We start from the raw sequence: 14,093 nt of genomic DNA, 5'->3' as shown, positions 1-14,093 counted from the left end.
GTAAATTATGCAGAGAGATAATCTATACCATGAAATCGAGCATCTCAATTCCAAAGGAGATAACAAAACAACTATTCCAGTGTCCCTTGAGATTGGGGAAGAATCGGAAATAAGTAATCTGAAAATCCAAGCAAGAATATTATGGCCAGCCTTAGGATTCCCATCAGTAATAAGCCCCAACTCAAGTTCTTCATCAAGTCCCATGCTAGATGGCGATGCCTGTAAATGTATTTGTGTACTCCTGTTATCTAACCAAAAATATTTGTCAAAAGAAGATGCTGCTAAGTATCTACGTTATGTGCCGTGGGAAGAACGCAGCCGCAGGCATATTCCGGCAGGGCAAACAGGTTCCTTTGCAGCGTCTGATATTCAAGTGCGAAATGAGTTGCCGGGACCAAAGCTTACAATTCCTGGTTGGAAAGATTTACATGGCACCGGTATTTCGTTTGGTGGCGACCGTGAGGGTGAAAATGGAATTGCTGTAAAGTTAGCGAACTATGTAAAAAATTTCTACAGTAAAAATGGGTTGCAGTACTTGCACGAGATTAGGGTTTTTGAAAAGGTATCGGCTCAGCTTAAGGAAGGACAGTATAATCTTTTTTGGAATAGTGAAAACTTGAAAGAGAATGCACCTTCAGCAGAAATAAAACTACTGCTCGATCAGTATGCTTTACCAAAACGTCAAAATACAGAGCTTTAGGATACACAATCTAAATTTCTGATGGGCGAATATGAATACGAATATGGCAGCCTTCACAAACCATACCGGACTGAGTTACAGATGCGACGGAACCGTACTGAAGTACTGCACCCGCTTTTTGTGAAACATTCGAATAATAGTGGCTTTAAAATCGGGCACATTACGGATACCCATGTTAGCGTGAGGGCTAATGTTTATGAAGAAAACCTTAAAAAGGAAAATAAGAAAACGCAATTCAACAATTGGAATAAAAGCTTTATCAAGGCTTATGGTAATGCAAAGAAAGACTCTGATATATTGCTGTTGACAGGAGATTTAATCGATTATGGAAGGGGGCATTGGGGTTTAACTGCAAGTAACAGATTGGGAGAAGACGGGCTTTACCATGGCGACCGTAATTGGTTTCTTTTTTATTATCTGCTGGCCTCCGGAGATTCATATCAAAAGCCTACTTATACAATTCTTGGAAATCACGATTGGCGTCTTAATCCCTATCCTCCATTTGCTATTGCAGGTTCACCATCACCCACGGCTTTTTTTCATAATCATGTTGAGTTAGATAAAGATACACCGAAAGGTAAAGAAAAGGAAACTAAACGTCTTTTGAAAGCTGCTCATGGTTATGGTTATGATCGAAAATTCACTTACCATTTAGCATCTGACAATGATTTCATAAAGAAATTTTGGGATGACGGTTCTCTTTTAAAAACGGTAGGAAAACTCATTGCACAAAGAAAGACCCTTGATGAACCACATCTTCCTGTCGAAACAACGGTTGAATCTGTTGGTTGGTATCTCATGACAATCAACCCATTTCTGGATTATTCATTTCCATTACCTGGCGGTCAAAACGTGTTGATGCTTGATTGGGCTGAAGACGAGGACTTATTTTTTCCATTAATGGAAAATGGCAAAGAGTGGCCTTTCATGCCATGGGAAGCAGAAAAAGCTACTATGCCGGGGCCAAAAGCAAGAAATTGTCTAACATCAATTCAGAAGAATTTGATAGAGGGTTTTTTAGCGAAAAAAGGAAATTCTAAGTTCATCGGAATCCATGCACCAGCTATATCACCTTATCCAGACTGGTCTGACTTAGATCTTATGAAAGGGAAAAAGATTTATGGTCCAAATGAAAAAGCACGTGGCACAAAACATTATGCTACACGCATGCCAGATGGTAAAATAGAGAAGTGGAATGGCCATCCCATATTTGCAGTTCTTCCAAATGAATATGGATATGGTGCTGTAGCGGACTATAACTCATTTAGTAAGGACAGAGATTGGTTTATTAAAAAAATGACAGACTCAAAATCCGGTGTTCGTGCTATTTTTTCCGGTCATATCCATCGTGATGGGCTGTATGTTGTGCATATAACTACAGACAAGGAGAAAATTGCGCCTACTCTTGTTGGAAAGATGCTTGTAAAAAGCCTGCTTCCACCAATCCAGTCTCCAGCTAACCAAGGCCGTAGTATCGGACTGAAAACATTTCCTTATAAATATCCATTATATATAAATACAACAAGTGCAGGTCCAAGGGGAGGTTTTTTTGCCCGGAAGGTTACGGACAGTGAAAAACAAGGAGGAGGTCTAACCATTAACCCGGGTTATTCGCAGGTGGATATGGAAAAGAATGGAGCAATTAGCCGGGTGCAGTTCTTCTCCATTTAGCTTAACCCATAACCTTGAAGGATTTCGAAACCTCTGGATTGTAAACAATCGGAACAATCTAACCATTCCTCTTACTCATCTTTTCCGCCCTCGTGAAAGTGTTCTTAGACCTAAAATAAGTTGACTCCAAAAAAGTGGGCAAGTCACTAAAAAAGTACAAAAAATCAGCAAAAAACAAAGATCTAATCGAGTTCAGGCCACATATTCGGGTAATTTTGGGTTAATCATGATTTCGGGCTACCGGGCAATCGCTATGATCCAACTGGTCCGAATCCTACACAGGTTTATGCTGCTGAAGTATCCGATGAGCTTAGGCGCTTGGCCTTAGGTTTATTTGATACTTGCCTCTGTTTCGATTCTCAAAAGCCTCCAACCAGCGAAATTTATTGCACACATACTATAGTTGATAAAAACAAAAAAGCAATTAGATTATACATGTTGGATTTGCGTTCTCACTAAGAAGATTCAAGCCAAGTACATTTTATTTTACATTCATTATTATGTAGAACTTAGGATGCATGGTTGCTTAATGAGCTACTCACAAGTAGGGCAGATATCTGATAATAATACCCAAGCATTAATACATAACCCTGCACCATTAACCTTTTTTGCTTAGACCCCCAAATTTTCCCACCATCCAATTCCCATTCCGTACCTTCACCCCCCTAAACCAACAACCTCCTTATGTCTGAAGACTTTAAAAAAGTATTGGAACAACAACTCTGGAACATCGCCAATACGCTGCGTGGTAAGATGAATGCAGACGAATTCCGGGATTATATCCTGGGATTTATATTTTATAAGTATCTAAGTGAGAAGATGGACCTCTTCGCCAATGAGATATTGAAACAGGACAATATTAAGTTTAGGGATATTACGCCGAAGACGAAAGATGGGGCGGAGTTTATAGAAGCGATCAAGGAGGAGGCATTGGACAAACTGGGTTACTTCTTGAAGCCGGAAGAATTGTTTGCAGAAGTGGCGAAACGTGGGCAGGGAGACAATGAGGATGATGTGGACAAATTTGACGCAAGCAAGACCAATTTTATTTTGGAGGACTTGCAGAAGATCCTCATCAATATTCAGCTGAGTACGATGGGGACGGATAGCGAAGAAGATTTTGACAATCTTTTTGAGGACATGGACCTGAACAGTTCCAAACTCGGGAAAACACCCGAAGCACGGAATGTCATCATCTCAAAAGTGCTGACTCACCTTGACAAAATTGATTTCAAACTGGAAGAGAATGACCATACGTCTCAACAGGAAAACGACATATTGGGCGATGCATATGAATATCTGATCGGACAGTTTGCCAGTGGGGCAGGAAAAAAGGCGGGTGAGTTTTATACACCTCAGGAAGTTTCCAAAATATTGGCGAAGATCGTAACCACGGGAAAGAAAAAACTAAAATCTGTTTATGATCCTACTTGTGGCTCGGGCTCTTTGTTGCTGCGTGTAGCTAGGGAGGTGCAGGATGTGGGTAACTTCTACGGACAGGAGATGAACCGCACGACGTACAACCTTGCGCGCATGAATATGATATTGCATGGTGTACATTACCGCAGTTTTGATATAAAACAGGACGATACCCTCGAACATCCACAGCATATAGACCAACAATTCGAAGCCATTGTCGCCAATCCGCCATTTTCGGCGCAGTGGAGTGCCAACCCTTTGTTTACCAGTGATGATCGGTTTAGTCAGTATGGAAGACTGGCACCGGGAAGTAAGGCCGACTTTGCCTTTGTGCAGCACATGATCTACCACCTGGCAGACAATGGCACGATGGCGCTTGTATTGCCGCATGGTGCATTGTTCAGGGGCGGTGCTGAGCAACACATCCGCAGGTATTTGATAGAAAACAAGAACTTTTTGGATGCCGTCATTGGATTGCCTGCCAATATATTTTATGGAACGAGTATTCCGACCTGTATCCTGGTTTTTAAAAAATGCAGGGAAAATCCCGAAGACATTTTATTTATTGATGCCAGTGGCAGTGATCATTATGAGAAGGTGAAAACTCAAAATGTACTCAGAACCAAAGACATTGACCTTATCATTGAGACCTATCGATCGAGGACAGAAACAGCAAAATTCAGCAAAAAAGCATCGCTGGAAGAAATCGCCAAAAACGACTACAACCTAAATATACCAAGGTATGTCGATACATTTGAAGCGGAGGAAAGTATAGACATTGATGCCATTGCAAACGAATTAAAATCGTTGGAAAATGACATAAAATTAAATATTCAACACCTTTTAAAAAGCGACCATTTCATTAAATCAACTAAATGAATTAAATAAAATTTCAACAAGCCTTTTAATATTGAAAACCAAAGACGAATATACAAAAGATGAAATGAAACAGTTTCCGGAATTTGAAGGAAATGGGAAAAGAAGAAGTTATTAGAAATACGGCAAGTAGAGTAACTAGAGAAAAGCAAATCAATTTTACCAAATCATTTAATGAATCTGAAAACTTAATATATCACTTAAAGGATGGAAGAGGAATATGGAAATTGATCGAATACACAACAAAATCAGATAATTTTACAAGTCCAAAAGATTTGATGTTAAAAAGGTGATATTCCTATACAAAGGATGGACAATTGGACAATCATGCATAAACTGTGAGTTAAGAAATAAAATTAGATTACTTTCAATTGCAGAATTTGAACATTAGCATTTATTCAAATTACTTTTTTATATTAATTGTTTCAGACATTGGACAGAAAGAAATAGAAAGCCAAATCGCTGGTCAGGCATTAAGAAGAATTACACTACATAAGATTAATAACTTTGAATTTCATTTCCCTACCTTACTTGAACAATCCAAAATCGCCACCTTCCTCACCGCAGTTGATGAAAAACTACAAGCCCTTAAAAAGAAAAAAAGCCTTTTGGAAGTTTACAAAAAAGGGGTCATGCAAAAACTGTTTTCGCAGGAGTTGAGGTTTAAAAATGAGGATGGGAAGGAATTTGGGGATTGGGAAGAGAAGAAATTGGGGAAGTTTTGAAATTTGGTAACGAACATAAATAAAAGAATATAATAAATTTTGGTAATGGCAATGATTACAAACATTTAAGTAAAGCAAGTATACCTCACAGTAAGATGGACAAGTAAAAATGACTAAGGTTGAAAATTTTTAATTAATGAACTTGAAAGGGGCAAATTTATAAACCAATAATATATTGAAATGGTAAAATGACTGTGATTACTTTGTTTTATAAAAATTCATTAGAGATTAGTTGAAAATTTATTTTTATTTATTTTTTTTAATTAATTGAAAATACATAATAAAATTTCACAAGGTGGTGCTCCAAGTTCTCAAAAAGCAGATTTTCAAAATAGAATTAAGTTTCCTCCTGTCAAGAACAAACCCTCATCGCCAATTTCCTTTCCTCCATAGACGAAAAAATAAACCATACACAGACCGAAATAACAAAAACGGAGGTGTGGAAAAAGGGATTGTTGCAGAAGATGTTTGTATAGAGGTGCACGGCCGTGCCCCTATACACGAACCAATATAATACAAATGGAAAAATATCAAAATAAATACCGCATCCAATCACACCGCAAACCCAATTGGGATTATTCGGCGGAGGCCATGTATTTTTTGACCATTGTAACACAACACAGGGAATGTATTTTAGGAACCATTGTAAATCACGAAATGGTATTGTCCGATTTTGGAAAAATCGTCGAAATGGAATGGTTTAAATCATTTGAAATCCGGGATGAATTATTATTGCATACATTTGTTACCATGCCAAATCATTTGCATGGAATTGTGGAAATACGCGAAAAATGGGATGGGATGGATGGTGGAACGGACGGATGGTGGGACGACGGACGTGATTGCGGCGGTCGTTGATTCGACGGCCAGAGGCCCGCCTCCCCCCCCTTCCCATCCCCCGGCTCCCCCGGTTCCCTTCCACAATGATCAATATCCACAAACCCGACCGATTCCATCGACACCGATTTATTATCCATAAAACGAAACCCGCCAATTCGATTGCCAAAATCCATTTCATCATTTATGGCGGGATTCAAATCGGCGGTAAATACAAAAATTGATGATTATATTGATGAACATCAATTGAATATCCCAAAATATAATAAAAAAAATCATTTTTTTCAACCCAATTATCACGATCACATTATTCGTAATGATCGTGAATTCGGGATTATTGAAAGATACATTGTCAACAATCCAATGAATTGGGGAAAAGATAAAATTAATGGCTAAACAATCCGAACAAATATTAGAGGAACAGCTCATCGTGCAATTGCAAAAATTAGGATATACCTATGTGCAAATCGATGGTGAAGTCGACCTATTATTTAATCTTAAAAGACAATTAGAAAAACACAATCATTCTGCCTTAAAAAGAACCGGAGAAGAACAATTTTCAGTAACAGAATTTGAAAGGGTTTTAAATATTTTAAACAAAGGTTCTGTTTTCGAAAAAGGCAAGACCCTGAGACAAAAGCAGCATATTTTAAGGGATAATGGAGACAATCTTTATTTTGAATTCCTGAATATCGAACATTGGTGCCAGAATCAATATCAGGTAACCAATCAGGTAAGCCAGGAAGGAAAATATAAAAACCGCTATGATGTCACGATCCTCATCAACGGTCTGCCATTGGTGCAAATAGAACTCAAACGCAGAGGGCTGGAACTGAAGGAAGCATTCAATCAAGTCAATCGCTATCAGAGACATTCCTTTAGCTCCAATGCTGCCCTATTCCAGTATGTACAGATCTTTATCATCAGCAATGGCGTAAACACTAAGTATTATGCCAACAATAGAAACCAAAGTTTCAAACAGACTTTTTATTGGACAGATATAGAAAACAAAAGGCTTTCCAATATTTTGAACGGTTTTACAGATGCATTTTTAGAGCCTTGCCATCTCAGCAAGATGATCTGCAAATACATCGTACTCAATGAAACCTACAAGATCCCAATGGTGCTCCGCCCTTATCAGTTCTATGCAGTGGAGGCATTGATAGAAAGGGTTAAGTCGCAAGGCCTTGCTACTCAACCCAAGAACGGTTATATATGGCATACCACGGGTTCGGGCAAGACGCTTACCAGTTTTAAAGCCAGTCAGATCCTCATGGCTTTACCGCAAGTGCACAAAGTAGTATTTGTAGTGGATAGAAAAGATCTGGATAATCAAACGATCAAGGAATTTAACAGTTTTCAGGAAGGCAGTATCGACGGTTCTGACAATACGCAAAATCTGGTAAAACAGTTTACAGGAACCTATGTGGACAAAAAAGGGGAATCAAAAAATTCAAACCTCATAGTAACCACTATTCAAAAGCTCAATACAGCCATCAGCAAACTCAAATATGAGTCGAAAATGTCTGAGCTGAAGGACAAACGCATTATTTTCATCTTTGACGAATGTCACAGGAGTCAGTTTGGGGACACGCACAAAAGAATAAAAGAGTTTTTTAGCAATGCCCAAATGTTCGGATTTACGGGAACGCCTATTTTCGCAGACAATGCCGCCAAAAATGAACACGGCAAGCGAACCACAAAAGATTTGTTTGAGGATTGTTTGCATAAATATGTCATTACCGATGCCATCAAAGATGAAAATGTTTTAAAATTTTCCGTAGAGTATGTAGGCAGATATAAATGGAGAGACGAACGACCGTTCGCCTCCAATATCGACATTGAGGTAGAAGACATTGATACAAAAGAATTGATGGAAGACGGTGTCCGATTGGAGAAAATAACGGATTATATCATTGCGCATCACAGCCGAAAGACCCACAATCGGGATTTTACGGCAATGTTTTGCATCAACAATGTGGCTACGCTCATCAAGTATGTTGACCTATTCAAAAGGAAAAAAGAAGAAGGTTTACACAATCTGAACATTGCAACCATCTTCAGTTATGGCGTGAATGAAGATGATGCAGATGCCAACGGAATATTAAACGCGGATCAGGATTTTGATCAGATGGAAATGGCTGCAGATCCTCCGGCAGGATATAAAATAAATCTTCACAGCAGGGAAAAGTTGGAGGAGTTTATCGGCGATTACAACAAACTATTTGGGGACAATTTTACGACCAGGGACAGTCAGAGTTTTTACAATTATTTCAATGATGTTTCAAAAAAAGTAAAAGAACGCAAGATCGATATTTTGTTGGTGGTCAATATGTTCCTCACGGGTTTTGACAGCCCGACATTAAATACGATGTATGTGGACAAAAATCTGCGGTATCATGGATTAATTCAGGCATACAGCAGGACGAACAGGATATTGAACGAGCAAAAAAGCCAGGGCAATATTGTTGCTTTCCGCAATCTTAAAAGTCGCACCGACGAAGCCATTACATTGTTTAGCAATAAGGAAGCGATCGAGGTCATCATCATGAAACCTTATGAAGATTACGCGGTCAAATTTGATGAAGCATTTGACCATTTGATTGCATTAACTCCTACGCTGGAAAGTGTGGATGAGTTGGTGAGCGAAGATGACGAGTTGGAATTCATCAAGGCATTCCGGGATCTGATGAGGATAAAAAATATTCTCGCTTCCTTTTCAGATTTCAAATGGGAAGACCTGGAAATGACAGAACAGCAGTTTGAAGATTATAAAAGCAAGTATCTGGACCTATACGATAAGGTAAAGCGTGGACATGAAAAGGAGAAAGTTTCTATCTTAGAAGATGTGGATTTTGAGCTGGAATTGATCCATCGGGATGAAATAAATGTAACCTATATTATTTAGCTTTTGATCAAATTAAAATCACAGAAACAAAAGGATACTTCAAAGGCTGAACAGGAAATATTCAACTTACTTAACAATGAAATTACCCTGCGTAGTAAGCGGGAATTGATAGAGAAATTTATATTAGAGAATCTACCTGTGATAGAAAACTCGGATGAAGTACCGGAAGCATTTGATAAATACTGGAACAAAGAGCAGGAGGAGGCCTTTTCAAAATTAGTCACTGAAGAAAATCTCTCTGCCGGAAAAACAGAAAAATTAATTGAGAACTATTTATTTGCAGAAAGGCAGCCATTGAGAGACGAAGTCCTGGAGCTCATAGATGGCGACAAGCCAAGTGTGCTACATCGAAAGAAATTAGGTGACAGGATACTGAAGCGTTTAATGGACTTTGTAGAGACGTTTATGAATGGGATGATGTGATAGATAACGCATATGAGACACATTTTCAACAAAACAGTTAGTCGAATTTAACTCTCCGCTAGAGTAATAAACTATTATTTTAAAGTCTAAAAAAAACATGCAAACCAAAAGACGACTCTGGCTAAAACAAATTGGCCTAGGTATTGCCGGCATTGGTTTGACCAATGTACAATCTTATGCATCTCCGGTATTGTCAGCAGACTTTATTGACAATTTAGGAAATGATAAATGGCTTAATTTATTTACGCTCCAATGAAAACCCATATGGCTAACACAGCTTTAAAATTATGTTTCTTATCTTCCTTCCGCATCCGAGATTTTAAACAAACATCTTTTAAAAACAACTTTTACTCCTTTGTCACTTGAAAAACTCATTATCTCCTCATCCCATCGACATAATGTCATTCCGAGCGAAGCGAGGAATCTATATGCTTATTCAAATAAGCCATCTTCGTGCATATTTCAAAACGATTTCAAAAAATATGAAATGCGTTCTTTTTAAAATCAATATCTTTGGAGAAATTAGAATACATTAATTGCGCAAAGCAGGCCGAATTGGATGGATATGTGCTATTTTTGCATCGCGTATGGACAAGTTCAATTCTATCATAAGACGGACTAAACACACACGACACCGGTTGACCGACATACAATCGACATTTGCAGAACTAAAAGTGGAAGCTGAAAAACACAAAAGGAGTAGGTCTCAGTGCGTTTGATATTTTTTGTATCTTTGTCTTTTAGTTTAAACAGTAAAAAGATGAAAGCAGCAGATACAAATATAAACTTGGTTGATAGCTACTATACGTTGCTGAAAAGCCTTAGTCCCAACAATAAATTGGAACTTATTGCAAGGCTTTCAAAGTCATTGAAAACTGAGAAAAAGTCTAAAGATAACTCCTGGAAGTCTTTGTTTGGAGCTTGGGAACTTAACCAATCGGCAGACGATTTTGTAGATGAGTTAAAGAAAGACAGAAAATTCACCCGTCAATCCATTGACTTGTGAAAAAGTATCTTTTAGACACCAACATTTGTGCATATTTCTTCAATGGCAAATTCAATCTCACAGAAAAAATTGACGAGGTTGGTTTTGAAAATTGCTGTGTTTCTGAAATAACAATAGCTGAACTAAAGTACGGAATTGCAAAGAGCACACACAAAGAAAAAAACCAAAAAGTTCTCGAAATATTTCAGGCAAAGATTTTCATTCTTCCTATTTTCCCGGCTCTTGACATCTACTCAACCGAAAAGGCTCGATTGAAAACCAAAGGCAAAATGTTAGACGATTTTGATTTACTTATTGGTTCAACAGCCATTTTCAATGACTTGATTTTAGTAACAAAAAATGTTAGCGATTTTGACCGACTTGACGGAATTGTTATCGAAGATTGGACAATACTCTGATACATCACAGCAGGGCTGAAGTGCAAACTTCAGCTTTTGTGTTTTATGTAAGTGCTGTTAATTTACCCTTATCGATAGCAAGATCCTGTCTTTTGAAAATTGATTGATCTGGATTAGATTCCTACTTTCGGTAGGAATGACAGAATCCTTCTACCCCCATCCCATTGAAATAATGTCTTTCCGAGCGAAGCGAGGAATCTTAATGTGCTAAGTTTTTTCTTTTTGGGCTTTGTGCAATTTGTAATACACACGATTTCAATAAATATGAAATGCGTTCTTTTTAAAATCAATATCTTTGGAGAAGTTACAACACATGAATTGCGCAAAGCTGGTGGAATTGGGTGGATATGCGCTATTTTGTGTCGCATATAAATAAGTTACCACTCATTAAAATATGGAAAGTACAGAACGGAAGATAATAGAACTCAATAACAACTATTTTTTCGAAGAATTCACATTTGGTCAAAACAAATTCATTGATCACTCAAATGGACAAGAATTGGAATTTGCAGATAATGTCATATGGATAGATGATTTTTTTCTTATATTTCAAATTAAGGAAAGAAACTCTGAAGTAGAAAAAAATATTGAAAACTGGTTCAAAAGCAAAATAGAAAAAAAAGCAGTTCAGCAAATTAAGAATACGCTTTCATATATAAATAAATATGATGAAATCTTAATTACAAACGAAAAAGGAGTAATACATGATATAGCAAAAGCTAAAATAAATGTTCCATTAAAACTGATTGTTTACAATCCAGGAATAAGTTTCAACCAAAAATTAAGAGATAAGAAATGCTATTTAAGTTCTCAAGTTGGCTGTATCCACTTATTGCACATTGAAGATTACAACCTGATTTGTAATATACTTATAACTCCTTATGAAATTTTAGATTACTTACAATTTCGTGAAAAATTAATAGTAAACAATAAACTTGGTATAAATTATAGAACTGAGAACTATGTCTTAAAGCATTATTTAACAGACCATAATAATTTTATACTTAATAATGAGATTGACAAATTAGAAATCAATTTAACAGTAGATTTAAGTGCTTTTGATATTTCTGACATTGTCAAATATTTTAAAAATAAAATAATTGTAAACTCAGAACGAACTGAATACTATTTTATAATAAAAGAATTGGCGAAATTACACAGATTAGACTTGAAGTCGTTTAAAGAAAGGTTTAATTATGCTCTGGACAAATGTAGAAAGCAAGAATTCGATATTCCCTATAGAATGGTAAGTTCTGAATCGAAATGTGGTTTTGTATTCATACCTCTATTATTCGAAAAAAAAGATAAAGCTCAAAATGGTTTACAAAATTTTACTAAAATCCATATGTACGATCAGCAGTTAGAAAAAGGGATAGGAATGATATGTTATTACAATAGTAAAGAAAGATACTTTGATATTTTTTGGACTTATAAATATGAGCCTTGGGAGAAGGATTTGGAATTTGAAGCTCTAATTTATCCCGAATTTCCTCTCAGACCTATCAGAAAGGAACTTGGATTCAGATATGATATAGAAACAAAATGAATGAATTAACGAGTGGTAACATGCGGTATGATGTCAGCTCGGCTAACGCCGAAGCCGCCACATACCGCCAAAACGTTAGCAGTCAGCTCAAAAGAAGACATTACGTAAACAAATGATAATGAGAGAAAGAAAAAAAATAGCAATAATTGGAGGTGGAATTGCAGGTTTAACATTTGCCCGAAGTTTGACAAACGAAGATTATGAAATTCATATTTTCGAGAAAAAAGAAAGTTTTAGGGAAATAGGAGCAGCCATCAGCGTATTCCCAAATGCTCTTTGTGTAATGGATGATTTAGACTTGTTAGAGGAAATCTTACAAAATAGCGGACAATTTAAAACTGTTTATTTAAAGACCAGCAAAGGAAAAGTTTTAAGTAAGTCCGAACCTAAAAGCGACTACCCTGTAATTTGTATTCACCGAGCAGACTTACACAGTATTCTTTTAAAAAATATTGAAGCTAATCTTTACAATGATTTCTCTTTAAAAGATATTGCTCACTTAGATAATGGACAAATTACCATTCAATTTGAAAATGGAGAAAACAGAGTGTTTGATGCTGTTATAGGGGCAGACGGAATACATTCAGAAGTTAGGAAACATATCATAAATGATGGAGAACCGATTTTTAGAGGATACAGTATTTGGCGTGGAGTTGTAAAAACGAATTTTGAAATAGGATATGGTAGCGAAACTTATGGAATCGGAAAAAGAGTAGGAATAGTCCCAATCAAAGACGGAGTTTATGGTTGGTGGGCGACCTGTAATGAAACGTATATGCAGGACGATAGCCCTGAAGGCACAAAGGATAAATTAAAACGATTATTTGGAGATTGGCATCATCCTATTCCTGACTTAATGAATAATACCGAAGTCATTTTAAAAAACAGTTTAATTGACAGAAAACCACATAAAGGGTGGTCTAGAGGAAATGCAATCTTACTAGGCGATGCTGCTCATCCAACAACACCCAATTTAGGACAGGGTGGATGTATGGCTATTGAAGGAGCTTACATTTTAGCTAAATCAATTCAGAAATATGGATTGACCAAAAAAGCTTTTGACAGATATGAAAACCTTCAATATCCTCGGTCTGAAAACATTGTAAATACAAGTTTGAAATTGGGTAAAATGGGACAAATAACAAATCCATTACTTATAAGGTTAAGAAACTTTGCATTTAAAGCAATGCCTTCAAGTGTGGCAATGAAAATGATAGACAAATATTTTTCATATAGAGTTACAAACATTGAAATATAAAAGCCGAACTGCTAATCGAGTAGACGGCCTCACCAGATTACTCTGATGAGGTGCGCCTCTCACACCACCCTGCGTACGGTTCACGTACAGGGCGGTTCATTAACTTGACCGGATTTGTTGATAGTATTCAAGCATGGAGATATACCCACGCGACTTCAAGCGATTCATGGTCCCAGTAGTGCTGAATATGGAGCTTGCTAGTGCTTCGGCTCGTTACCCCGCACATTCGAGACTTTCACTTCCTAGATAATAAATGTCCTTTCAGAAACCCTTACGCTCTCTGATTTTAGCTACTTTTACAGAGGAGTTTGCCATTCGTGGCACAC

Annotated in this window: 11 protein-coding genes and 1 pseudogene; all 12 read left to right on the top strand. The window is 37.2% G+C overall.

Features of this window, described 5'->3' with window-relative positions; all coding sequences use genetic code 11:
* Nucleotides 1-7 precede the first annotated feature (7 nt).
* The 12 genes and pseudogenes from IPI15_RS17975 (at nucleotide 8) to IPI15_RS17920 (ending at nucleotide 13,767) form a co-directional block, all read left to right on the top strand.
* Nucleotides 8-700, top strand: a complete 693-nt coding sequence (locus IPI15_RS17975) for a hypothetical protein (RefSeq protein WP_287405196.1) — start codon at nucleotides 8-10, stop codon at nucleotides 698-700.
* A 21-nt stretch (nucleotides 701-721) separates the two neighbouring features.
* Complete coding sequence (locus IPI15_RS17970) at nucleotides 722-2,371, top strand: metallophosphoesterase (RefSeq protein WP_287405195.1); 1,650 nt, start codon at nucleotides 722-724, stop codon at nucleotides 2,369-2,371.
* 684 nt (nucleotides 2,372-3,055) lie between these two features.
* Nucleotides 3,056-4,669, top strand: a complete 1,614-nt coding sequence (locus tag IPI15_RS17965; RefSeq protein WP_287421647.1) for a type I restriction-modification system subunit M — start codon at nucleotides 3,056-3,058, stop codon at nucleotides 4,667-4,669.
* Nucleotides 4,670-4,761: 92 nt separating this feature from the next.
* A complete protein-coding gene (locus IPI15_RS17960; protein ID WP_287421646.1) occupies nucleotides 4,762-4,959 on the top strand; it encodes a hypothetical protein in 198 nt (65 codons plus the stop codon).
* Between the two features lie 78 nt (nucleotides 4,960-5,037).
* Nucleotides 5,038-5,391: a restriction endonuclease subunit S gene (locus IPI15_RS17955; RefSeq protein ID WP_287421645.1), complete on the top strand. Its 354-nt coding sequence runs from the start codon at nucleotides 5,038-5,040 to the stop codon at nucleotides 5,389-5,391.
* A gap of 519 nt (nucleotides 5,392-5,910) precedes the next feature.
* Nucleotides 5,911-6,249, top strand: coding sequence for a transposase (locus IPI15_RS17950; RefSeq protein WP_287421644.1), 339 nt, complete (start codon nucleotides 5,911-5,913; stop codon nucleotides 6,247-6,249).
* A 367-nt stretch (nucleotides 6,250-6,616) separates the two neighbouring features.
* Nucleotides 6,617-9,559: pseudogene (locus IPI15_RS17945) on the top strand (type I restriction endonuclease subunit R).
* Between the two features lie 97 nt (nucleotides 9,560-9,656).
* Nucleotides 9,657-9,815, top strand: coding sequence for a hypothetical protein (locus tag IPI15_RS17940; RefSeq protein WP_287405189.1), 159 nt, complete (start codon nucleotides 9,657-9,659; stop codon nucleotides 9,813-9,815).
* A 504-nt stretch (nucleotides 9,816-10,319) separates the two neighbouring features.
* Entirely contained in the window at nucleotides 10,320-10,565 is a 246-nt protein-coding gene (locus tag IPI15_RS17935) for a hypothetical protein (protein ID WP_287405187.1), read from the top strand.
* Nucleotides 10,562-10,963: a type II toxin-antitoxin system VapC family toxin gene (locus tag IPI15_RS17930; protein ID WP_287405186.1), complete on the top strand. Its 402-nt coding sequence runs from the start codon at nucleotides 10,562-10,564 to the stop codon at nucleotides 10,961-10,963. Before IPI15_RS17935 ends, IPI15_RS17930 begins: the two co-directional genes overlap by 4 nt.
* A gap of 394 nt (nucleotides 10,964-11,357) precedes the next feature.
* Nucleotides 11,358-12,509: a hypothetical protein gene (locus tag IPI15_RS17925; protein ID WP_287405182.1), complete on the top strand. Its 1,152-nt coding sequence runs from the start codon at nucleotides 11,358-11,360 to the stop codon at nucleotides 12,507-12,509.
* Nucleotides 12,510-12,627: 118 nt separating this feature from the next.
* Nucleotides 12,628-13,767: an FAD-dependent monooxygenase gene (locus IPI15_RS17920; protein ID WP_287405180.1), complete on the top strand. Its 1,140-nt coding sequence runs from the start codon at nucleotides 12,628-12,630 to the stop codon at nucleotides 13,765-13,767.
* Nucleotides 13,768-14,093: the final 326 nt, after the last annotated feature.

Origin of the sequence: Candidatus Brachybacter algidus (assembly GCF_016707225.1) — a bacterium.
GTDB lineage: Bacteria > Bacteroidota > Bacteroidia > Chitinophagales > Saprospiraceae > Parvibacillus > Parvibacillus algidus.
The sequence above is the reverse complement of the archived record's forward strand: the minus strand, read 5'-3'. Positions and strand labels throughout refer to the sequence as shown.